Here is a 21,816-nt window from a genome sequence, read left to right as displayed (position 1 = left end):
TTCTTCTAGTTTTCAGCGCTCATCCATGCACTCTAAAATCCTCATTCTCGATTTCGGTTCCCAGGTTACCCAGCTGATCGCCCGCCGCGTGCGCGATTCCGGCGTGTTCTCGGAAGTCTACCCCTACGACATCGGCGACGACTTCGTGCGCAACTACGGCGCCTCGGGCGTGATCCTGTCGGGCAGCCACAACTCCACGCTGGAAGGCGACGCGCCGCGCGCGCCGCAAGCCGTGTTCGAGCTGGGCGTGCCGGTGCTGGGCATCTGCTACGGCATGCAGACCATGGCCGCGCAGCTGGGCGGCAAGGTCGAGAACGGCCTGGTGCGCGAATTCGGCTACGCCGAAGTGCGCGCGCGCAGCCACACCAAGCTGCTCGACGGCATCAACGACTTCGTCACGCCGGAAGGCCACGGCATGTTGAAGGTATGGATGAGCCACGGCGACAAGGTGCTGGACATGCCGCCGGGCTTCAAGCTGATGGGCGACACGCCGAGCTGCCCGATCGCCGCCATGGCGGACGAGGAGCGCCGCTTCTACGGCGTGCAGTTCCACCCGGAAGTGACGCACACCGAGCAGGGCAAGGCCATGCTGGGCCGCTTCGTGCACGAGATCTGCGGCTGCAAGTCGGACTGGAACATGCCCGACTACATCTCCGAAGCGGTCGAGAAGATCCGTGCGCAAGTGGGCACCGACGACGTGATCCTCGGCCTGTCCGGCGGCGTCGACTCGTCCGTTGCCGCAGCGCTGATCCACCGCGCCATCGGCGACCAGCTGACCTGCGTCTTCGTCGACCATGGCCTGCTGCGCCAGAACGAAGGCCAGATGGTGATGGACATGTTCGCCAAGAACCTGGGCGTGAAAGTGATCCGCGTCGACGCCGAAGAGCAGTTCATGGGCCACCTGGCCGGCGTCACCGATCCCGAGCAGAAGCGCAAGATCATCGGCCGCGAGTTCGTCGAAGTGTTCCAGGTCGAATCGGCCAAGCTGGTGAACGCCAAGTGGCTGGCGCAGGGCACGATTTATCCGGACGTCATCGAGTCCGCCGGCAAGGGCAAGAAGGGCCAGACCATCAAGTCGCACCACAACGTGGGCGGCCTGCCGGAGACCATGAAGCTCAAGCTGCTCGAACCGCTGCGCGAACTGTTCAAGGACGAAGTGCGCAAGCTGGGCGTCGCGCTCGGCCTGCCGCACGACATGGTCTACCGCCATCCATTCCCGGGCCCGGGCCTGGGCGTGCGCATCCTCGGTGAAGTGAAGAAGGACTACGCCGACCTGCTGCGCCAGGCCGACGCCATCTTCATCGAAGAACTGCGTAACACGCCATACGAGTTCATCGCCGGCCAGGCCGTGAACACGGAAGAGCTGCCGAAGAACTGGTACGAGGCCACGTCGCAGGCGTTCGCCGTGTTCCTGCCGGTGAAGTCGGTGGGTGTGATGGGCGACGGCCGCACCTACGAATACGTGGTGGCGCTGCGCGCCGTGCAGACCCAGGACTTCATGACCGCGCACTGGGCGCACCTTCCGCACGCGCTGCTGGGCAAGGTGTCCAACCGCATCATCAATGAAGTACGCGGGCTCAACCGTGTCGTGTACGACATCAGCGGCAAACCTCCTGCGACCATCGAATGGGAATAATTTCCCGTCTGGCTGCACCGCGCAGGACGCGGCAATAAGTTGAGACTAAGCCCCTGATTTTCAGGGGCTTTTTATTTTTGGGGTGGCGAGATCTCGCAATGACTGGCAGGGGCAAGCGCGCGGGATTGCTGGCACCGTTGATGGTATTGCGGAGACGGTGAGCGCGCCCCGTCCCGACACCATCATGCCGGATTCCCACGGTTGATGGTATCGAAAGCGCGTAAGTCCCATGCATCCATCCGCTTGTCCGGCAGCCAGGCTGCTCGAAGTTGACCGAAAGGAGATGGCCATTTTGGCGCTGGCGGGAACGGCGAGGATCAGCGACCTGGCCGCGCAGCACGGCGTCAGCCGCAAGTTCGTCTACCAGCAGGCGGACAAGGCCAGCATCGCGTTGGACGAGGTGTTCGCATCCGCGGCACCGGACGACGAGGTGCTGTTCGCGCTGCCGCTGACCAAGACGTGGCTGCGCCAACTGACGCTGGGCTTGACCATGATCTGCCACAGCGCCAGCAGGCGGAAAGGAATGCCGCCTGAACCCTTCAAATTCTCTGCCACGAGGTACTAGTCGTGTTCGCCGCCTGCCATTGCCGGCGTTGGGGCGGCAAACACCGCGACCGCGTTGCGTCCCCGTTTCTTGGCCTGATACATGGCCTCGTCGCCGAAACGCAGCAAGTCGGCCGCGTTGCCCGCGTGGACGGGGTACATCGCCACGCCGACGCTGGACGAAACGTGGAGGCTGACGCCACTGTCCATGACGAACGGGAGCTCCAGCTGCCCGCGCAGCTTTTCCGCCACCATGACGGCAGACCGGACATCGCTCGCATCGGGCAGCAACACCACGAATTCATCGCCGCCGACGCGGGCGGCGGTGTCCGATTCGCGCAGCACGGCGCGCATCCTGCCCGCCGCCTGCTGCAGCAGCCAGTCGCCCGCCTCGTGGCCATGCTGGTCGTTGACTTGCTTGAACTTGTCGAGGTCGATAAACAGCACCGACGCCCCGGCGTTACGGCGCTGGGCGCAGGCCAGCGCTTGCGGCAAGCGCTCTTCCAGCAGGCGCCGGTTCGGCAAGCCCGTGAGGCGGTCGTAATAGGCCATGTGCCGAATGGCGGCTTCCGCCGTTTGCCGCGCCACGCTGTTGTCGCGCAACACGGCAATGGCGCCCAGCATATCGGCCAGCTCGTCGCGGTGGCGCGGCGCCGGGATGTGCACGTTGAAATTGCCGTGCGCGATGGTCACGATCAGGTCCGTGGTCTTGCCTAGCGGTTCGACGACGCGGCGATGCAGCAGCCACCAGGTCAGTCCGAGCAAGGCCAGCGCCGCCACGGCGCCGCCGGTGGTCCAGGTGGTGCCGTGGCGGGCCTGCGCAGTGCCGCGGCTGGCATCGGCCAGCGCCTGGTCCAGCAACACGTCTCGCAGGTGCACGATGGCGTCCATGTCGGGGACATAGCGCGCGGCGAACTGCGCCGTGTTGACGCGGTAATTGCCATCATTTACGCCAATGGCCACCTGCTCATCGACAAATGCCAGCGCATTGCCGAAATAGTGTTCGAGCATGACGCGATTGGCCTCTTGCACCGCCGGGCGGGCCTGGCCCGCCACCGCCGCCACCGTGAGCTGCTGGCGCAACTGGTCGATACGCCCGCGCAACCGGTCAATCGCCGTGTGCTCGTCCGCGCTCAGGCGCTGGCGTGTCGCCAGCGGCGCGGTGAACTGCGACCCCAACTGACCGGCGAATTCACGCAAGGCCGCTGCCTGGCGGGCCGCCGTCAACGCGTCCACCGCGTTGGGGAAGGCCGCCGCCGCCTCGTTGGCAAGGCGGACCGTCACCGGGGCCAATTCTTCGATGATCGCGATCATGTCGCGCACCGCGCCGCGGATCGCGGCCGGGCTGCGCTGGCTGCGTGGCCGTAGCGCCACCTCGTCGATGGTTTTGCGTGCCTCTTCCAGATGCAGGCGAATCCGCCGCAGTTCGTCGCGGACCCTGGCGCGCGGCGCCACGGCATTGCCCAGCGAACGATCGAGAGTGGTAAAGGCGTCGTCGGTTTTCTTGCGGGCCACGCGCAATCGTTCCTGTCCGGCCGGATCGCCGGGCAAGTCCGCACCCAGCACGCCGTTGGCCGGCCCACGCTCGCGTGATGTCATTTCGGCGACCAGCAGCACCGCCTGCAATTGCTGCATGGCTTCGCGCCCGGCCCCGGCTGCTCGCAGGTCGCCCCACGCGCCAGCCACCACGCTGGCGGCCAGCGCCATGACCGTGACGGACAGCAGCGCGCTTAACAGGAAGAAGAGTTGTCTTAGCCTCACGTTTCAATGCTCCGGGAGCGGGTCGTCACGCTTAGAAGTAAACAAAGTCCGCCGCGCCGGGCGCGCCTGCGTTGGCGATCCGGTGGCCTGCGCGCGGCGCGGCGACGCGTGCGTAAGTCGATCACGCCATGATGTCTCATTATTACACAATATTTCGTCATGGAAATTAAGTTTCAACGACAAGCCCTACGCATTTGACGAGAGCCCGGCAAGCGCGGCCAGGCCGGTCGTGCCAGGCAACGTCGGGGGCAAACAGGCCGCGCCCCCGCGCATCGGTTCCCGGTTATTCTTGCGGCGGAGCCTGCCCATCAATTGCCGCAACTCTCCGCTCTTTTCCATGGCGAGCAATACTTCCGACAAGCGTTTGGCCTCAGCCGCGTAGCCCGGTCCAAACCAAAGGTAGACCGGAACCTGGTGTATGGGCCCGGCATGCAGCGAGGTGTGGTAGCGCTCCTGGCAGGGCCATGTTTAGGCCTCATCACCGCGGCGTCAGCGGTCCTATGCGATGGTGCTCAAGGGTTGCTTGTAAGCCGCACAGGCGCGCATGCGGGTTTTTTTCGCGTGTCGGCAAATCTTACAGCCGCTTGTCAGGCGCAGAAAAATTGTCAATACAATCAACGGCTTCTGTCATGGGCATGACGTTTGCTTGCCAATCGCTCAGGACATTTCTCGCTACCTCAGCGGAAGGAAACGACATGCAGAAGCTGGCAAGAGCACTGGTATTGCTTGGAGTGGCAGTGCTGAGCGGAAACGCGATGTGTCAGGAGGCCGCGCTAGTAGGCTACAGCTACATTAAAACTGATCCTGCAGGTGGGGTAGCCGCCGAAAATGCCACGCGTGACCCGGTGTCGCACGCCGCGTCACTTGCTTTTTCAGATGGCCCCGCGTCGGGCAGCACCTACGCCTTTTCTGAATACGGCATCTTGAAGGGTCGAACGAATGCCGCGGCTGGCTGGCCGGTGACTTCTTTCGCTTATTCCCGCGCCTCGTTCCAGGACAACGTGGTGATCAGTTCCGCGGGTCATGAGGGCGAAACGGGGTTTGCCGATATCATCGTCTATTACAACTGGCAGCAGAACGTTTCAGGGAATGCGGCCTCTTTCGCGAACATCACACTCAATTTCAATGGCGCTGCAGGCACTTCATTTGAAGAACACTCTGTCGACGCCAGCAATCCACTGAATAACTCGCACACCATCAGCACCACGGCATCAAACGGCAGGGATCTGCTGTTTTCGACGCCAGCATCCTTCGCTGTGCGAGCCGACTTTCGGTTCGGCGTTGCATTTTCCCTCGGCCTGGAGCTCGACACCCAGACCTCCGCGTACGGGGTAACGGGCGAGAGTATGGCCGCCGTTTTTGCCGACAAATCGGCCTACTGGGGCGGTATTGACTCGATCTACACCGCCCAAAACGGCAGGGTTTTGGACTACGCGTTGACTTCCGACACGGGGATCGATTACCGTCAATCTTTTCTTACCAGCGCCGTGCCCGAACCAGCAACATCAGTCATGTGCGCACTGGGGCTCGGCATCATAGCTCTGCACAGACGCCGTTCGCGCCAGCGCACAGACCAATAAGATGGCGTACTGGATGGTGCTGGCAGCGGCACGGGCCAGGCCGTCGACCATGCGCTTAAACGCTGGCCGGCGCTGGTTTCGCCTCGGGTTTTGCAGCCGCCGTCATAGGGGAAACGAGGGTTTTCGTTCAGGCACTAATTAGAAGCGGTAGTTCAGCGAGGCGTTGAAGATGCGGCCCAGCTGACTGAAGTGTGAACCGTCGTAGGTCACCATCGAATAGCGGCCGTTGAAGGTGATCAGGTTGCTCTGTACTTCGCTCGGGGTGGCGCCGTAGGCATCGCGTGTTGTGCTGTCCAGGATGGCCTGTCCGGCGCTGTTGCGTGCATGCAGCTTCCACTTCGGCGTGACGTCGAACACGTTGTTGACGTTGAAGGTCAGCGTCATCTTGTCAGTGATCGAATAGTTTACCGCAAAGTCGGTCACGGTCTTGGTCTTGAACTTGACGGCCAGGTTCGAATCGAGACCGGCATTGCGGAACTCGGTCGGACCGAACACGGTGTTGTTCAGCGAGAAGTTGAACTTGTTGTAGTCCAGGTCCAGGCCCAGCAGGGTCTTGTGCTTCGGACGCGAGGTGAACATCAGCGCTTCCTGGGTCGCATCGATGACCGACTGGCCGGCCGACGCCACCAGCGGGGTGTTGCGCACCGCGCCGTCGCGTTCATTTTTCAGGGTGTAGTTACCCGAGAAATTGACTGCCAGCTTGCCACCCAGCAGAGGCAGGTTGCGGCGGCTGAACACATAATCCAGGCCGGAGGTGCTGCTGTCGAGCGCGTTGGTGAAGAAGCTGAGCTGCACGATGCCTGCAGCGGCCAGTTCGCGGTCCAGCGGATTGGTCGGATCGCCCGACGGTCCGATATCGTTACCCAGGACGATGCGGTCCTTGAGCCGGATGTTGTAGTAGTCGAGCGTGAAGCTGGTGTTGTTGTCCGGCTTGACACCCAGGCCGATGGTGAAGTTGCGCGACTTCTCGGCGTCCAGCAGCGGCACACCCAGCGCGCGCGCCTGCGGCGATACGTTGTTGACCAGGCCGGACACCTGGATGCCCTGGCCCGCCACGAAGGAGTACTGCGCCTTCTGCGTGTAGATCTGGTGCAGCGACGGTGCGCGGAAGCTGGTCGACGCCGAGCCGCGCAGCGTGACCGCATCGCTGATCTTCAGGCGGCTCATGACTTTCCAGACGAAGGCGTTGCCGAAGTCGCTGTAATGCTCGAAGCGGCCGGTCGCATCGACCAGCAGGCCGCTGCTAATGTCGTACTCGGTGCCGAAGTAGATGCCCTTGTTGTTGCGCTTGGACTTGAACGAGTTTTCCGGCATGTTGCCGGCGAACGAGTCGGCGCCGCCACCCTGGTAGGAAGCGAGGTCGCCGGCCAGGGTTTCAAACTCTTCCCAGCGCAGTTCGGTACCGAAGTAGATACGCGTCTTGTCGTTCAGGCGCTTCGTGACGTCGCCGTTGACGACGAAGTGGGTGAACTCGGAGCCGCCCGCGTAGAACGAGGTCGGCGAGGCAGCGCCCATGGAACGGTTGAGCGAATGATTGACGTTGTAGGTCTGCTTGTTGCCGCCGGTGGTGGCGCTCAGGTCGATTTCCCAGCTCTTCAGGTCGAGCTTGGTGCCGACGGTGCCGTTGTAGTCGTCCAGCGCGCCGATGAAATCAGGCATGTAGCCCAGGTACGGGGTGCCCGCCGCGTGCAGCTTGCCGTAGTCGGTTGGACGCCAGTACGGAGTACGATAGTTGGCGTTGCTGTTGACGTCCTTCTTGATGTAGGCGGCATTGCCGTAGACGCTGAAGCCGTCGCTGAAATTGTATTGGGTATTGACCAGGAACTTGGATGCCTCGGTTTCCGGCGAGCCGTTGATGTTGCCGGCGTCCGGGAACTGGGCCAGGAAGGCGTTCACTTCGGCCAGCGTGGCGCCGAAGTCGCTCGCTTCCCCGCGGCCGTCGACCAGGCCCGAGCGGCGTGCCAGGCCGATTTTCGAAACATCGACCGTGTAGTTCAGGAAGCCCTTGCCGCCCAGGCTGATGCCATGGTTGAAGCTGGCGCCGCCCATCTTGCCATCGCTCTCGCCGGTCATGCCGGCGCGCAGGGTCAGCGAACCTTCGTTCGGCGAATCTTTCAGGATGATGTTGACCACGCCGGAAATGGCGTCGGAACCGTACTGGGCCGATGCACCGTCGCGCAGCACTTCGATCCGCTTGATGGCGTCGACCGGGATCGCGGAAATGTCGGAACCGCTTTCGCCGCGGCCTGGCGAGGTGTTCGTGTAGAGCAGCGCGCTGGAGTTCTTGCGCTTGCCGTTGATCAGTATCAGCGAGCGGCTCGGGCCCATGTTGCGGATCTCGTAAGGATCGAGCAGCGAGGTCGCGTCGTTGACCGGGGTTTGTACGGTGTTAAATGATGGAACGCGGAAGCCGAGTGCCTTGTCCAGCGAGTTCTGGCCGGTCTTGCCGAGTTCTTTGCTTGGGAGGATATCGATCGGGACTGCGCTATCGATCACGGTGCGCTGGGAGCCGCGGCTACCGGTCGACACGACGACGACTTTCTGGATTTCTTCGCTGCCTGCTTCCGGGGCGCCTTGCGCTGGAACATTCTGGGCTGCTGCGATACTGCTGCAGAGGAGGAGTACTGCAATGTGGATTGCTGTTGCTTTTGTCATGGAGATCTTCCTTAGACAATGCGTTTGAATCAAAAATACCGACTTCAAAGCTGATTGTGCTTCCCTGGGGAGGCGAAAATAACATGCGGCCGCGTCCTGCCTGCCAGTCCTGTTTTTCCCTTTTTTAGGTGTACTACGCAGTCCCTCCACGGTCATGCATGCCACGTTCCGACGACGTGTTGACGCTTCCGTTGCCACTATCAATGTATATACAGACTTCAAAGATGTCTATTCATATTCATTGACGCGCTTGCTATGAGTGCCCAAATACAACGCTGCGTGACAGGGCGTGGTGACGCGTGTGATGGCGGAAGTGCCGCTCAGGCGGCCATGGACGTTCCCCAGCCCTTGCCGATTTGGGCGCCAAGTCGGATAGCGGCTTGTTGACGCGCATAGCGGGTTCAACGCGTTCCGTCAGCGCCTTCAGCCAGGACGAGGAACGCTATCTTGCCTCCGGCGCGAATGCCTTTCTTTCGAAGCCGATAAACCATGACAGCCTGCGCGCGAAAATCGCCACCCTGTTGCGGCTGCCCCTGAGTTACGAACACTTCAATGTGGAATCGATGTTGGGCGAGTATTGGCCGTTTGCCGACCAGTTGCGCGCATTGGCAAAGGGATATCAGTCGAAGGCGATCCTGCATTTTGTGAAGCGCTACTATTTGGATGAGACGGAAACCTCCTTGGATCACGATACCTCGACGTTATTCAGGAAGTAGAAGCGATAAGTTGCTTGCATTGAAGTGGAATAGCGGTAAACTCGGGCTTGTTGTCCCAATGCAGTGCGAGCGTGGCGACGCGTCCGGCACCTTGTGAAACTGGAAGGAATTGATCGCATGCAATCCTTGGTGTCCGGTTTGTTCGCATCGCGGATACTGTTCGCCGCGGCCGATGGCACGGCACAGTCGGGCATGTCGGACAACGTCATCTCTTCCTCCATCCTCGAAGGGAAAAAGGAATTCGAGGCCGCCACCGGCACCCGGCTCAACATCAATCGGGTACCGTTCAGCGAGAATTTCGAAAACTTTTTTTCCGATCTGAGCAGTCGCAGCGGCAAGTACGATGCATCGATTGCTGGCGCCTGGTGGCTGGGCGAATTGGTGGGCGAAGACCATCTGCTTTCCTACGACAAGAACTACAACGATCCGCGCTTTCCGAAATGGAACATCGACGCCGTATTGACGGCGCCGTGCAGCCCGCTGTCGCATGGCGGCAAGAAATACATGGTGGCCAACGATCACGACGGCCAGGTCATGTATTACCGACGCGATCTGCTGGCGGATGCACAGCATCAGGCGGCGTTCCGTCAAAAGTACGGCTACGCGCTCGATGTGCCGAAGACCTGGGCGCAGTTACAGGATGTGGCCGAGTATTTCAACCGCCGGCCGGAGTCGGCACTGAAGGTGACCGCTGTCGATGTCGAAGAGATTACGATACGCCTCGGACGCGGGCGACAGAGGCGTGTTTACCGGGAGTCGCTCGGATTTCAGTAGCAAAGTATTTGCCACCGGTCATGACGGCGGTCGACAAGGAACGAGCCATGGGCAGGAATTTGAATAGGAGCGTAAGGCGGCTGGCAATGCTGATTGCGGCATGCTCGGTTTCGATGATGGTTGCGGCCCAGGACGCGAAGCCAAAACGGGAACTCTATGAAGCAACGGTCGTGAAAACCGGGGAAATCGTTCCACCCCGGGTCGTGCAGCCATGCAAACCCGGCCACTGTCCGTTCGCCGGCCAGACCGTCACGGTGCTGCAGGGGAAAAGGCAGAAAGGCGGCGCGATCGACGAGTTGAAGGATGAATTCGAGGCGGCCACCGGCGCCAAGCTCAATCTGGTTCAACTTGCGCACGAGGAGCAGTATCCGAATTTCATTTCCGATCTGACCAACCACGGCGGCAAGTACGATGCGGCATACACCGCCTCCTGGTGGTTGGGCGAGTTGGCGGGCGGGGGGTATCTGCTTCCCTACGACAAGTACTACAACGATCCGCGCTTTCCGAAATGGAACATCGACGACGTATTGCCGGCGCCGCGCAGCCTGCTGTCGTATGGCGGCAAGAAATACATGGTGGCCAACGATCACGACGGCCAGGTCATGTATTACCGACGCGATCTGCTGGCGGATGCACAGCATCAGGCGGCGTTTCGCCAAAAGTACGGCTACGCGCTCGATGTGCCGAAGACCTGGGCGCAGTTCCGGGATGTGGCCGAGTATTTCAACGGCAAGGATCTCAATGGCGACGGCGTGCCGGATCATGGGCTCTCCATGCATCTGAAGGTGGGAGCGCAGGGCATGTTTCATTTCATGTCGTTTTCGGCGCCGTTCGTGATCGGGCCGGACAATCCTCAGCTGTACTGGTTTGATCCACAGACGATGAAGCCGCTGATCGAGAGTCCGGGCCATGTGCGGGCGCTCACGGCGCTGGTCGGTCTGGTCCAGTTCGGACCAAAAGAGATGCTGAATTGGGATCTGGGAAAAAGCTGGGACCACTTTCTGGCCGGCCGCGCGGCGCTTGCTTTCACGTGGGGCGATCTTGGCGCGCTGGCGCAGGAACGGGGCAGCAAGGTCAAGGGCAAGATCGGTTCCGCGGTGCTGCCCGGCACGCGCGAGTACTACAGCATCGCGCAGCACAAGTGGGTCAAGACGGCGCAGCCTAACGTGGTCGGCAATACCACCGGCGGCTCGTGGGCTGGCGTCATCACGAAGCAATCGAAAGTGCCGGCGGCGACCTATTACCTCTTCGCCATGCTGGCGACCCGGGAAAAATCGCAGGTGTATGCGGCGCGCGGCTGGGACGGTATCGATCCCGGGAGAACTTTTCATTTCCTGCCGCCCGACGGCACCGGACAGATTGAAACCTATCTGAACGCCGGCTGGGACGAAGTCGACATGCGCGACTATTCGAAGGCGTATTTCGAAACGTTCACCAACAAGCTTCAGTTTCCCTATCTGCGCATTCCCGGCGCCTACGGTTACTGGCAGGCGCTCGACGTGCACCTGGCGGAAGCGGTCGCCGGCCAATTGAGTCCGGAGGCGGCACTGAAGGCGACCGCCGTCGATTTCGAAGAAATCACGATCCGCCGAGGACGCGAGCGCCAGCGGCTATCCTATCGTGCATCGCTGGGACAGTAGCGTGCGAGCCGGGGAATTCTTCACTCCGCTCATTCACTATCTGAAGCCGTTCAGTATCGGCCGCAAGCTGACGATCGGATTTGGTGCACTGGCCATCGTCACGCTGCTGGTTGCGACACTAGCCTTCGTTGCGGGGCGCAACGCCACCGAGGACATCCATCTTGCCGAAGCGGTGCGCGCACCCGCGTCGCTGACTTCGGCGCAGGCGCAGGCTGGCCTGCTGAGAATGCAGCTGCATATGCGCGGCTATCTGGTGTTGTCCGACCCGGTCGACATCGAGGAATTCCAAGTGGCCCGGCATGCTTTCGAAGAGCGCCTTGCGTCCTTGCAGGCCATGTCCCGCAACTGGCCCGAGGAAGAGGCGAAGTGGGTCGTCGAACTGACTACCACCTATGCGCGCTGGGCCAAGCTGCCGCCGCATCTGTTCGAACTGCACGACAATCCGCTCAAGAACCGGCCGGCCTTGCGCATTGCCAGGGTTGACATCCAGGAACTGCGGATACGGATTCTCGATGCGATCGACACCATGATCAGCATCCAGAAAGCGCGCGGCATGCAGCCGCAGAGCCGGGAATTGCTGGCCGACCTGCTGGGATTCCAGGCCTCGTTCGATGCGATGGCGACCAACCTGATGGCGTACGGCGCGTCGGGAGAACTCAATTTCGAGCTGGCTTACGGACCGCAATTGGGGACCAATGCCGCGATCTGGAATACCCTGTCCGGCAAGCGCGCGCTGCTGTCGGACGAACAGCGGAGCAAGTTCGACATGATTTCCCGCGATCGGGCGAAAGTCGCGGAGCTGGCCTTGCAACTCATCGGCATACTTAACGGCGAGCATGCCTATGAGGATCTGTATCTATTCCGGACCGAGGTCACGCCGCAGGCGGAAATTCTGCTCGGCCTGCTCAACAAGATCACCCAGCGGCAACAGGTGCAATTGCAAACCGATCTCGCACGGGCGCGCAGCAGCCTGTCGGATGCGCACCTGCAAACGGCGGCCGGCGGCATGCTTGCCGTTGTTTTCAGCGTCGCGCTGGCCTATCTGTTCCGGCGCAGCATTGTCGATCCGGTACACCGGCTGACCGAGGTGGCCCAGCAGGTCGCGGCCGGCAATCTTTCCACGCGCGCCGAGGTCGAATCACGCGACGAGATCGGCGTGCTCGGAATCAGCATCAACATCATGACGAAGCGGCTGGCTGAAACCATCGGGCATCTCGAAGCGGTGTTTGCGGAAGCACAGCGTTCCAGGGATGCCGCCGAGGCCGCCAACCGTGCCAAGAGCGAGTTCCTCGCCAACATGAGCCATGAGTTGCGCACGCCGCTCAATGGCATTCTGGGGTATGCCCAGATCCTGCAGCGCGACAGGACACTGGGCGAGCAGCAATTGTCGGGGGTGAACGTGATCCGGCACAGCGGCGAGCATCTGCTTACCCTTATCAACGATATCCTGGATCTGGCCAAGATCGAAGCCGGCAAGATGGAGCTCTACCTGGTCGACCTCCAGCTGGCCGGCTTCGCGCGCACCCTCGTCGAGATGGTCGAGGTGAAAGCGATGCAGAAGGGGCTGGCGTTCGTCTGCGACCTGGCGCCGGATTTGCCGCAGTCGGTCCGGGTCGACGAAAAGCGGCTGCGCCAGGTGCTGCTCAATTTGTTGTCCAATGCGGTCAAGTTCACCGACCACGGCCAGGTGGCACTGCGGGTGCGCGCCGTGTCGCCCGGCCTGCTGCGCTTCGAGGTGCAGGATAGCGGCGTGGGCATCGATGCGGATCAATTGGGCGCCCTTTTCCAGCCGTTCGAGCAAGTGGGCGAGGCGCAGCGTCGTCTGGGTGGCACCGGCCTGGGGCTGGCCATCAGCCGGCAATACGTGCGCCTGATGGGGGGCGATATCCAGGTCGAGAGCCGGGTCGGCCAAGGCAGCACGTTCTGGTTCGAACTGGCTTTACCGGTGGTGGTGGCCGATACGGCCACGGCATTCGCCCGCATCGTGACCGGCTACGCCGGGCCGCCTCTGAAGGTGCTGGTGGTGGACGATGTGGCCGGGAATCGGGCGGTGGTGGTCGATCTGTTGACGCCGCTCGGCTTCGAGGTGGTCGCGGCAGTGAACGGCCGCGAAGGGCTGGACATGGCGCAGCGTTTGCGGCCGCACCTGATCCTGATGGATATTGCGATGCCGGAGATGGATGGACTGGAAGCCACCCGCCGCTTGCGCGAATTGCCGGCCTTCCAGGACGTGCCGATCATTGTGCTATCGGCCAGCGTTTCCGCGAGCGATAGTGAACGATGCCTGGCGGTCGGGGCGAATGCGTTTCTGCCCAAACCGATCGACGTGGACCGGCTGCTGGGCCAGATTGCGACTTTGTTGCCGCTGGAGTGGGTCTATGATCGGCTGGAGGCGCAAGCCGCTTTGGAACTGGATGCGAGCGAGGAGGCCTTCGTGGTGCCGCCGACGGAAGAGATGGAAGTGCTGTACCGTCTGGCGCGTATTGGGAACATGAAAAACATTCTGGCGCACGCAGCGTACCTGGCTGAACTCGACCCGCGCTACGGCCCGTTCGCCGGTCAATTGCGCGTGCTGGCCAAGAGCTATGCGTCCAAAGCCATTCTCAGCCTGGTGGAGCGTTGCCTGAAGGGCAGCCAGGCGCAATGACAGGGTTGACTTCGCTGTCGTGCCTTGCAAAATTGCTGATTCTTGATCACAACTCAGCCACATGGAGAAGGTAAGTTGCTTGAGGAGGCAATGCTTGCAGGCGTGCCGGAAGCTTATTTCCAGATGGGTCAGGGGTATCTAGTCGGAAGCGGCGTGCCGGCGGATTCAGTGCGCGCCTACGCGTTATGGCAGCGCGCTAGCCAGCTCGGCGGTGCCCCGTCCGCTTGTCCGCTAAGGGAAATTGACATCCCGAGCCGCGAAAATTGGGCAAAACAGCCGTCTCTTTGCCCATATTTTAGGCAGGGGACGGCTTTTTTGGGGGCTAGTCGTTCCTGGTAACGTCTGGCACCGATAAGCATGTTCTGCCAGTGGTATGGATGATGGTATTGACCCGCCACTGTAATGTTTTTGCGGCCCTACTATCAAACTTGCTATGCGACAGAGGTGGTTCGGATGATGGTATCTGCGATGAAAGTTGATTGGTCGGCAAGCGCCATTCAATTGGTTTGGTTCCAGCAGGCATGGCATTCCCGCGCCACGCTGATGCCTTTGCCGACTGGAAGCTCGATACGGCGCACCACAGTTGCTAGCATATCGTGCGTGCCTATTCTGGGGCGCGGTAGCAGCGAAAATTCGATCTGGCCAACCGGATCTCCGGCGCAGGTGCTCCCACAATTTTCGCCTTCAGGCAGGCTGCGATTATTATGGGTGGCGCGCACCAGCCAATCGACCGGATTGCCAGCGCCTGACGCAGGTGAGCTGGCGCTGTTATGCTCAAGCAAAGCAACAGCCAGTCCTGGCTGGTGATGTCGCTGCTGCAATAATGACGAGGTAATGCTATTTGACGGCCACCACGCTGGCGTCTGCGATGGTGGCGTCAGAAATACTGAACTCGACGATCACCGGCAAATGATCGCTGACAATTTTGCGATAAACGACGGCCAAACGGCGTTCGGGATCGTTGTGCATATTGGTCAATTTCGTAGCCAGCGCGTCGGTTTTCTTTGTAAGCGTACCGAACGGATCGGGTTTATCCTTGTAAGCTGCCGCGTGCGCATCGGTTACAGCCGTCAACGCCACTTTTAAAGCCGCTATGCTATCCTGCAGCCCCTGTGCCGGCCGGTCATCGTTGATGACCTGTATCGACGGCGCGTCGACGTATTGCCGCAATGCTTCTCTGTGCTGGTTGAAAACCGTCAAGGCCGCTGTAAGCTCTGCTGGCCGGGGCGCGACGCTTTTGCGTGTCCTCTTAGGTTCGTTGACCCATGGGTTTAGCCCGTCGAGTTCCTTCATCAGTTGCCCTACCCACGATGCATAAACGTAGGCCAAAGTCGCCTTGTATATCTGTGGTCTCGTCATGGCGATCGCAGCCTGGCCACCTGAGGCGCCATTGCCATCGGAAGACAAACTCGCCTGTTGCGAGGATGATGACGAGGACGGCTTGATAGACGGGGGAGCAGCACAGATTCGGGATAATCGGCCTTCCCGCAGTTCCAGGACGGTTTCCAGGCCAGTTAGCCAACTCCGTACCGCGAAAATTTCTTCGATCAACAGCTCAAATAAGCGCTGACCGGTTGTGATCGTGCAATTGCTTCCAGCCTCCGCCAAATCGCCCAATGTCAATTCCAATTCTTCGAGCTGATCCTGAAAAGCTTCCGCATGCGTTTCCGCAAATGCCTTCCTATGACCCAGGCGGCATAATTCTTCAAACCAGGTTTGGCGATTTTTGGCGTATTGCTTGATCGATGCAGTTACTGCCGAGAACTTGTCTATGGCTTCCTTGAGCGCCTGACGATTTGTTTCGGAATTAGTGTCTATACCATCCGCTCTTCTTACCATCAATGCAAGCACGGGATTGGTATTGGTCGCCCGCGTTTCCAATTGCATCAATGGCGCAATATAGTCGGCGCCCAGCGCTTGGCATTCGCCGGGCGACAATACCGGCGCTGCGACAGGCGAAGTCTGGGCCAGCGCCGCCGTCGGGGGCGCTCCTGCCGGATCTTCCTGGAAAATTCCTCTTAACTGAACCACGCCGGTGCTGGCACTGTAGTTGACTGCAGCCAGGCTCGGCTGGTACACCCCGTCATACGGCTCGCTTAAAAAGTCATCACCACTTGCAATGCTGTCGACCGATTTCAGGGTGGTTCTGGCAAAGCTGTCCTTCTCTTTCCAATGCCGGACATATCCGAAGCCAGTCATCTTCTTCCCGAACTCTTCCCCGGCAGTATATTTGCGTGCTTTCGAGGCGCCGTCCTGCTTTTCCAGATAGGCGCCAGGAATATTAAAGTCACCTACTATCCACGGCTTGACCTCCTTCTTGGCCCCTACTTCGCCAAGCTCCGCCAAGGTATCCATCCTGGCCTGCACCGCCGCGTCAGCAGCCGTTTTTACGCCTTGTTTTTTATAAGCCTCAGTGATGGCTTCGGAGCCGGAATAGCGGTTGTGAAAAAGGTAAAGCGGTACTGAACAAAGGCTCGACAACGGAAGCGTGATACTGAAGGCCGACCGGCCGTTCAGGATATGCCCAAACGTTTGTACCACCGTCGGCTGGCTGGAACTGGCGCCGGATGATTGCACGATCGAATACGCTTTCTGGCCAGCCTCCAAAGCGGGCGAGAGTAGATGGTGGAGCGCCTCTTTGAAAGGCAAGCGGTAAACCATGCCGTAGGTTTCCGTATGCGTTTTCTCCTTGCCGATCCGCTCCAGTGCGTATCGCATGTCGTCGCTATCGAAGGTACCGTCCAGCGGATTGAGTTCGGGGTCAATCGCGATGAATTCCAGCCTCTGCGAAAAAACGGCGAGATAGGCCGACAGCGCCGACGTGGTCGCGGAATCGACAATAGTATGGATTTCCCAACTGTTCACCGCAATTTCTTTCGACAGCGACAACAGCAATAACAGGATCATCTCCATGCATATATCATCCGCCTCCGCCGTCCTGGCGCCATTCGCTGGGACAGCCGACGAGGAAGAGGAGGAAGACAATGACACCGGTGCACTGGCCTGAACGACTTCCTCGTCGTCCCCCTCCTGCGGAACTGCTTTGGGCGCGACTTTGCGAATGCCCAGTATCCTATCGCAAAGTACGAAATCGAAGCCATTATTGATGACCGAACCGGCCATGTCCGAAGCTTTGATGTTTTGCACGATGTCTTGCATGATGTCTTCGCAAAGTTTATATCGCGCTGAATCATGGTCGGGGTTAGGCCACAGGCAGGTTTGGATTTTACTGAACCATTCAGCGGCGTTAGCTGCTTCAAGCACAATGCTTGATTGCGCTTGAATTTTGTCTACCAGCGTACGGACCGCTTCGCCCGAGCTGTCGCGCAGCGCTCGCCAAGCTGCCGCCACAAGTTTCTGCGTTGATGGCTTAATGCTCACCGGACGAATATTGTAAATCCCTGATAAGGTGGTGATTGCCATGGCCGCGTTGCCCGTGCCAGGGATTTTATCGATTTCAAATTTGGTCTCGAACGCGTGCATTTTCCCGGTCGGCGGACTGACGAGCGGTTCGATCGTTTTTTTACCATCGAACAGTTTGCCTAGACGTGTTGCAATACGCGTTGTCACGGCGCCGACGTCGGAGCCGGTTTCCATTATCAGCAACGCATCGATATCGAGGGTGTGCATGGTGCGCGCGACAATCTCGGTTCGTTCCAGGTTACGCGCGGAATCAAGCGACGAGGTGCCGGCCGGCCGTAGATCGCGCGTAAAATTTTCAAGATTCCAGACCAGCATCCTGAAGGTATTTTGGGGCATATTGAGCACAGCTGGTGTGACAACGGGGACGTCGTGTGTGGCGGATTTGGTCGATGCGGCGTGCGCCATCGGCTTTCTCACGGTGACATGTTTGTCCGGTAGCGTCCACTGTGTCGCGACAATTTTTCCCGCGGCAACAGCATTATCGAACCTGGTCATCGCTCATCCTTCGCGGCCGCACCAGCCGGCGTAACAGCAGACGCAATCTGGTCGTGTCGCGCCAGCAGTTGCCCGCGTGTCTGGTCATCCACGTGTCCCGTTTCCGGCAGTCCACTGTCGTGCTGGAACCGGCGCACGGCGGCGCGCAGTCCATCGGGTTCCGGCGGCGCGGCAAAGCCCAGATTAAACAGGCGCTTCCTGACGCCCTCATCGGTCCCGGCCGGGTCCATATGGCCAAATTGGAGCCGCACGTCGATGACGCCGTCATCGACAATCAGACGCCCCGCCAAGGTGTCGTTCGGAATGTAGCGCGCGATGCAGCCCTGCGCGTCGGTATAGCCCTTCAGCACCGTATCGGCGAGCTCGAGCACGTAGAGAACCTGCTGCCGCGGTTGCCCGTCCTCCAGTAACTGCAGCCGGAACAGCATCGGCACGCCGATGCGGCGGAATGTATGACGGTGGTCGGTCTCGCACGCCGTCTCTCCGGGTCGCAAGTCCGGGATGACCAACACGTCCCCCGGAGCGAGGATATTCATGTCTCCTCTGAGCTTATTAAGCGCAGCGTTATCTGGAAAGTCCCAGATCGTATCCGGGCTGAATCCATAGCGCTCAGCAAGCCTAGCGACCGTGTCGCCTTGTTCAATCTTGTGTCTCTGCGGCATCGCCGGTCCTTTGTTCTTTGGTCGAGATGCGCTCCCAGGCCGCGTTGTCCAGTGCCGGGAAGCGTACCGCGCACATGCCCGTCTGCTCGATACCCTCCAGCCTTCCGTACCCATGTTCGTCCAAGTATCCGCGTACGATATGGCCATCGGGCAGCGCAATCTCGTACTCAGCAAAGGAAATCCCCTTGTCGTCTTCGCCGAGTAATTGGACTTCCAGCCAGTGGGTGCCAAGCGGTGGCGCCAGATACGGGCATGGTTGAACCGTGGCGCCGGGCGGCAGGTCAGAGAATGGCCGCATGGGTATCCCCGGCTTGCGCCCCGGCTGCCCAGGATTGGTAGCGGTCGAGTTTTGTTGCCGGATCCTGGCCATAGACGGTCAGGATCGCCAAGGCGGCTTTGGGGATGCGGTATGCGGGATCGGGGCCGAATCTGCCGGCGGTAATCGTGCCGAAGCGTACGATCTGGTTTTCGGTGAACAGGCCGAACATGCCGGAGTCCGAAATAATGCGTGAAACGAACGAACTCATTGCCACATCACTGTGCTTGCCGGCTGCGCTGGCCAACGCGTCTGTCAACAATACTCTAAAGTTACTGTTTCTATCGCTGGCCAGCGCGTCCAGTTGAGCTTGGCGAATGACGATCATAGTGACCTCGACAAGAACTTATAAGAATATTAATTGTGTGGCAATAATGGATAAGAGTCAATCGCTACAGCGCGCGGTAAGTGGCCGCGCCGTTCAGGGAAACCTTGGACACGTAGCTGCCAGCTTCTCCCCACTGCAACTCGTCTAATGGCTCTATGCTTAACTTGGCGGACATGCCTGCCAGACGTGCATCATCTTCGACCGCGCCAGCCATCACGATCGGCAACATGATCGTGACGTCGGCCATGCCGTCGTTAATCAGACGTGCTACCTTGACAGGGGTCGATTCGAGAATGAGACGCTTTTCTGCCGTCAGCTACTTGATGACGCAGATCGTCGGATACCTTGCGGTAGACGTAGACCGCGCCACTTTCCAGCCATGACAGCTTAATGTGACCGAGCAGGCGCTTGTCTTCCTTGGTCCGCTCGCTTTCTGGCTGAACGCACCACGCATAGAAGCCGCTGGGATGAACTCCCATCATCTTGCACAAGCGCCGCACCGGAAAGCGGATTCACACGTGGAAGGGTTGGTCGCCTACGATTGACTTTCGATTATCAACGGCCTTTCATTTTGCGAGCAGAAGATACCCGGAAGGGGATGCGCTCATCCCGGCTCGCCAGGCCGGGATGAGCGATCGGCGTTTCGAAGTGGCCGCCCAGGCGATTGCCCGCCGCATCTTCGAGCGTTGCCCGGGCGACCAGTTCGTATCGTCCTGCCCGCCATGGCACAGTCGGCGTAAAGGTCCATGTCGTTTCGCCGTCGACCAGCCGGGCCCTGCCACCCAATTTGCGCTCGTGGCCGTCTGCGACGGCGAGGTAGTCGATGGCGCGGCCATCGATGGCGCCGTCTAGCCTGACAAGCAACGGCTCCCGGCTCCCTGGACGCACGGTGGAGAGCGTCCACGCCGACGTCGTCGGCCCCGCTTGGTCGACCGCGCCGACGCGCCATCGTACCATCGGCTGGCCGTCAAGCGTGAGCGCGACGCGCTCACCTTCCTCGAGCGGCGGACCCAACTGCTCACGTGCGACGAGTCCGGTTTTCACTCGGCCCGGGTGCATCAGGATCGTCAGGATAGTGCCATCGGGCGACCAGAGTTCCTGCTGGAGGAAGGGTGCCTCGATCCTACTGCCATCCTCGTGCACCAGGGCCAGCCTTGACAGAACCTCGCCTGTGACTGGCGTAGCGAACTCGATCGAAATCCGCAGCAGGTTGGCCGGCACCACTGCGCCGGACGGGCGCACATGCAGTATCGGCGGCGTGTCCAGCTCGGCATGGCAGTCGCCAATCGGGGACAGCAGGGCAGCGGCCGCGATCCAGGCGAGGCAATGCATGGCTTACTCCGATGCTTTGATCAGGTCCGGGAAGCCCTCGTCCTTGAGCAGCATGTCCTGGCGCGGCTTGATGTTCTGCAGCTGGAAGGTATCGTTCTTGAAGCTGTATTCCGGGAACGCATACTCGGAAACATGATCGGAGAGACGGAAGGTCAGATCCTTGCCCATCGAGACGAGTTGCAGAGCGTCTTTTTCAAGCCGGCGGCGCAGGATGACAAACGATGCATCGTCGAGATTATCAATCCGAAGCGTGCCCGACAGCGGCGCTTGTGTCACGTCCAGGCCGGTGATCTGACCGAAGGGGACAACTTTTTCGATACCGGGACGCGCATCTGCCGCCTGCAGCTGCGACACTGGAATGATGTTCGCCGCGCGGTCGAAATTGATCAGCAAGAGGAAATCTTCCGTTTTGCCCGATTCTGACCTGCTATAAGCGATCATGTCCGCAGGCGTGTTGCCGTAGCCTAGTTCGGCCACGGTCTTGCCGCGGATGTGGGCGCCATCCTTGAGGTCTTCCATTGGAATGATGACGAGCGGCGTGCAGGTGTAGGCCGCCACGAGGTAGGACTTGCCTCCCCAGTTGGCGAAACTCATGGCACGGATGGGCGCCCGCGTTTCCATCAGGTTGTGCCCGCCGTGAAAAATCTCTACCGAGGTAGTCGCCTGTTGTGAGCCGAAAGGATAGGGGAGGCGGCGCAGTGTCGACGAAAAGTCCTGATTGGAGAGGCCGGCCACGAAGAGTTGCCCCTGGTGCCATTTCATGTCCGTGACCGTGAAGCTGCGCTCGGGCGTCTCGCGCCAAAAGCTATAGGCGGTGGTGGGCGCATTTCGCAGTGCCATCGAGGTCGACTTGGCCGACTTCAGGTCGATTCGGCGCGCCTTCCTGTCGCTGGTGACTGAAATGAGCGCGGGAAGCTTGCTGGCGCCGTAGCTCACCGCCACGACCACTACACCCGTTCCCGGCCGCACCAGCATGTCTTCAATGGTGACTCTGGCGCCACCCACCTGGCGCGACAGCAGGTCTTCGAGATCGAGAATATTGAAGACGCTGCGGGCCGGCGTTGGCGCGGCCGGCGGCAGCGCCAGCGCATGGACGCGTGCCGCTTTCCAGTCGGCGACGAAAAGGACGTTGTCGGGACCGGCGGCGAGGCGGGAGATGGACTGCACATTGGCGGCGCACGCCGCGGTGGATGTGAAAAATAGAACGGTCAGGGCAGACGATAAAGTACGCATGAGGAGCTCCGGAGTCAATGGGAAATCGCGGATGACGGGCGGTGCGTTAGTTCCGTGCCATCGCGGATTTGAAAG

Annotated in this window: 16 protein-coding genes and 1 pseudogene; 7 read left to right on the top strand and 10 right to left on the bottom strand. The window is 60.4% G+C overall.

Going from position 1 to position 21,816, the window contains the following annotated elements; genetic code table 11:
• Positions 1 to 25 precede the first annotated feature (25 nt).
• Complete coding sequence (gene guaA, locus ACSQ8Y_RS10570; RefSeq protein ID WP_436266413.1) at positions 26 to 1,636, top strand: glutamine-hydrolyzing GMP synthase; 1,611 nt, start codon at positions 26 to 28, stop codon at positions 1,634 to 1,636.
• Positions 1,637 to 1,919: 283 nt separating this feature from the next.
• Positions 1,920 to 2,201 carry a hypothetical protein gene (locus ACSQ8Y_RS10565; RefSeq protein ID WP_436266412.1) on the top strand — a complete coding sequence of 94 codons (282 nt, stop codon included), beginning with the start codon at positions 1,920 to 1,922 and terminating at the stop codon, positions 2,199 to 2,201.
• Here ACSQ8Y_RS10565 and ACSQ8Y_RS10560 read toward each other — a convergent pair.
• Positions 2,198 to 3,940 (bottom strand): diguanylate cyclase, encoded by a 1,743-nt coding sequence (locus tag ACSQ8Y_RS10560; RefSeq protein ID WP_436266411.1) that lies wholly within the window; start codon positions 3,938 to 3,940, stop codon positions 2,198 to 2,200. The genes ACSQ8Y_RS10565 and ACSQ8Y_RS10560 overlap by 4 nt on opposite strands.
• Positions 3,941 to 4,635: 695 nt before the next feature.
• Here ACSQ8Y_RS10560 and ACSQ8Y_RS10555 point away from each other — a divergent pair.
• A complete protein-coding gene (locus ACSQ8Y_RS10555) occupies positions 4,636 to 5,520 on the top strand; it encodes a PEP-CTERM sorting domain-containing protein (RefSeq protein WP_436266410.1) in 885 nt (294 codons plus the stop codon).
• Between the two features lie 138 nt (positions 5,521 to 5,658).
• Here ACSQ8Y_RS10555 and ACSQ8Y_RS10550 read toward each other — a convergent pair whose 3' ends face one another.
• Positions 5,659 to 8,175 (bottom strand): TonB-dependent receptor plug domain-containing protein, encoded by a 2,517-nt coding sequence (locus tag ACSQ8Y_RS10550; protein ID WP_436266409.1) that lies wholly within the window; start codon positions 8,173 to 8,175, stop codon positions 5,659 to 5,661.
• A gap of 380 nt (positions 8,176 to 8,555) precedes the next feature.
• Here ACSQ8Y_RS10550 and ACSQ8Y_RS10545 point away from each other — a divergent pair, with 380 nt between their 5' ends.
• The 4 genes from ACSQ8Y_RS10545 (at position 8,556) to ACSQ8Y_RS10530 (ending at position 13,952) form a co-directional block, all read left to right on the top strand.
• A complete protein-coding gene (locus ACSQ8Y_RS10545) occupies positions 8,556 to 8,891 on the top strand; it encodes a hypothetical protein (RefSeq protein WP_436266408.1) in 336 nt (111 codons plus the stop codon).
• 117 nt (positions 8,892 to 9,008) lie between these two features.
• Positions 9,009 to 9,665, top strand: coding sequence for an extracellular solute-binding protein (locus tag ACSQ8Y_RS10540; RefSeq protein ID WP_436266407.1), 657 nt, complete (start codon positions 9,009 to 9,011; stop codon positions 9,663 to 9,665).
• 86 nt (positions 9,666 to 9,751) lie between these two features.
• A complete protein-coding gene (locus ACSQ8Y_RS10535; protein WP_436266406.1) occupies positions 9,752 to 11,305 on the top strand; it encodes an ABC transporter substrate-binding protein in 1,554 nt (517 codons plus the stop codon).
• The gene (locus tag ACSQ8Y_RS10530; RefSeq protein WP_436266405.1) at positions 11,286 to 13,952 is read left to right on the top strand and encodes an ATP-binding protein; all 2,667 of its coding nucleotides are present in this window, start codon (positions 11,286 to 11,288) and stop codon (positions 13,950 to 13,952) included. Before ACSQ8Y_RS10535 ends, ACSQ8Y_RS10530 begins: the two co-directional genes overlap by 20 nt.
• An 837-nt stretch (positions 13,953 to 14,789) precedes the next feature.
• On the opposite strand, the gene ACSQ8Y_RS10525 is transcribed toward ACSQ8Y_RS10530, so the two are convergent.
• From ACSQ8Y_RS10525 to ACSQ8Y_RS10490, 8 genes and pseudogenes are all read right to left on the bottom strand, one after another.
• The gene (locus ACSQ8Y_RS10525) at positions 14,790 to 17,870 is read right to left on the bottom strand and encodes a hypothetical protein (RefSeq protein WP_436266404.1); all 3,081 of its coding nucleotides are present in this window, start codon (positions 17,868 to 17,870) and stop codon (positions 14,790 to 14,792) included.
• On the bottom strand, positions 17,867 to 18,406 hold the full coding sequence (locus tag ACSQ8Y_RS10520) for a peptidoglycan-binding domain-containing protein (protein WP_436266403.1): 540 nt from the start codon (positions 18,404 to 18,406) through the stop codon (positions 17,867 to 17,869). Before ACSQ8Y_RS10520 ends, ACSQ8Y_RS10525 begins: the two co-directional genes overlap by 4 nt.
• Before the next feature lie 103 nt (positions 18,407 to 18,509).
• Positions 18,510 to 18,830, bottom strand: a complete 321-nt coding sequence (locus tag ACSQ8Y_RS10515; protein WP_436266402.1) for a hypothetical protein — start codon at positions 18,828 to 18,830, stop codon at positions 18,510 to 18,512.
• Entirely contained in the window at positions 18,814 to 19,176 is a 363-nt protein-coding gene (locus ACSQ8Y_RS10510) for a hypothetical protein (protein WP_436266401.1), read from the bottom strand. Before ACSQ8Y_RS10510 ends, ACSQ8Y_RS10515 begins: the two co-directional genes overlap by 17 nt.
• A gap of 64 nt (positions 19,177 to 19,240) precedes the next feature.
• Positions 19,241 to 19,423: a hypothetical protein gene (locus tag ACSQ8Y_RS10505; RefSeq protein ID WP_436266400.1), complete on the bottom strand. Its 183-nt coding sequence runs from the start codon at positions 19,421 to 19,423 to the stop codon at positions 19,241 to 19,243.
• A gap of 79 nt (positions 19,424 to 19,502) precedes the next feature.
• Positions 19,503 to 19,679 (bottom strand): annotated as a pseudogene (locus tag ACSQ8Y_RS10500) (IS3 family transposase); the annotation flags it as partial.
• Between the two features lie 52 nt (positions 19,680 to 19,731).
• Positions 19,732 to 20,508 (bottom strand): hypothetical protein, encoded by a 777-nt coding sequence (locus tag ACSQ8Y_RS10495; RefSeq protein ID WP_436266399.1) that lies wholly within the window; start codon positions 20,506 to 20,508, stop codon positions 19,732 to 19,734.
• A 3-nt stretch (positions 20,509 to 20,511) separates the two neighbouring features.
• Positions 20,512 to 21,741, bottom strand: a complete 1,230-nt coding sequence (locus ACSQ8Y_RS10490) for a hypothetical protein (RefSeq protein WP_436266398.1) — start codon at positions 21,739 to 21,741, stop codon at positions 20,512 to 20,514.
• Positions 21,742 to 21,816: the final 75 nt, after the last annotated feature.

It is taken from the genome of Pseudoduganella sp. LjRoot289, from assembly GCF_964252925.1.
Taxonomy (GTDB): domain Bacteria; phylum Pseudomonadota; class Gammaproteobacteria; order Burkholderiales; family Burkholderiaceae_D; genus Rugamonas.
Note: the sequence above shows the minus strand (reverse complement) of the source record. Positions and strands in the feature narration are given on the sequence as shown.

Coding starts and splice junctions, on each gene's coding strand:
- ACSQ8Y_RS10505 (WP_436266400.1), bottom strand. CDS start 19,423: ATGGCCGACGTCACGATCATGTTGCCGATCGTGATGGCTGGCGCGGTC.
- ACSQ8Y_RS10565 (WP_436266412.1), top strand. CDS start 1,920: ATGGCCATTTTGGCGCTGGCGGGAACGGCGAGGATCAGCGACCTGGCC.
- ACSQ8Y_RS10525 (WP_436266404.1), bottom strand. CDS start 17,870: ATGACCAGGTTCGATAATGCTGTTGCCGCGGGAAAAATTGTCGCGACA.
- ACSQ8Y_RS10490 (WP_436266398.1), bottom strand. CDS start 21,741: ATGCGTACTTTATCGTCTGCCCTGACCGTTCTATTTTTCACATCCACC.
- ACSQ8Y_RS10540 (WP_436266407.1), top strand. CDS start 9,009: ATGCAATCCTTGGTGTCCGGTTTGTTCGCATCGCGGATACTGTTCGCC.
- ACSQ8Y_RS10535 (WP_436266406.1), top strand. CDS start 9,752: ATGCTGATTGCGGCATGCTCGGTTTCGATGATGGTTGCGGCCCAGGAC.
- ACSQ8Y_RS10520 (WP_436266403.1), bottom strand. CDS start 18,406: ATGAATATCCTCGCTCCGGGGGACGTGTTGGTCATCCCGGACTTGCGA.
- ACSQ8Y_RS10495 (WP_436266399.1), bottom strand. CDS start 20,508: ATGCATTGCCTCGCCTGGATCGCGGCCGCTGCCCTGCTGTCCCCGATT.
- ACSQ8Y_RS10555 (WP_436266410.1), top strand. CDS start 4,636: ATGCAGAAGCTGGCAAGAGCACTGGTATTGCTTGGAGTGGCAGTGCTG.
- ACSQ8Y_RS10550 (WP_436266409.1), bottom strand. CDS start 8,175: ATGACAAAAGCAACAGCAATCCACATTGCAGTACTCCTCCTCTGCAGC.
- guaA (WP_436266413.1), top strand. CDS start 26: ATGCACTCTAAAATCCTCATTCTCGATTTCGGTTCCCAGGTTACCCAG.
- ACSQ8Y_RS10510 (WP_436266401.1), bottom strand. CDS start 19,176: ATGATCGTCATTCGCCAAGCTCAACTGGACGCGCTGGCCAGCGATAGA.
- ACSQ8Y_RS10515 (WP_436266402.1), bottom strand. CDS start 18,830: ATGCGGCCATTCTCTGACCTGCCGCCCGGCGCCACGGTTCAACCATGC.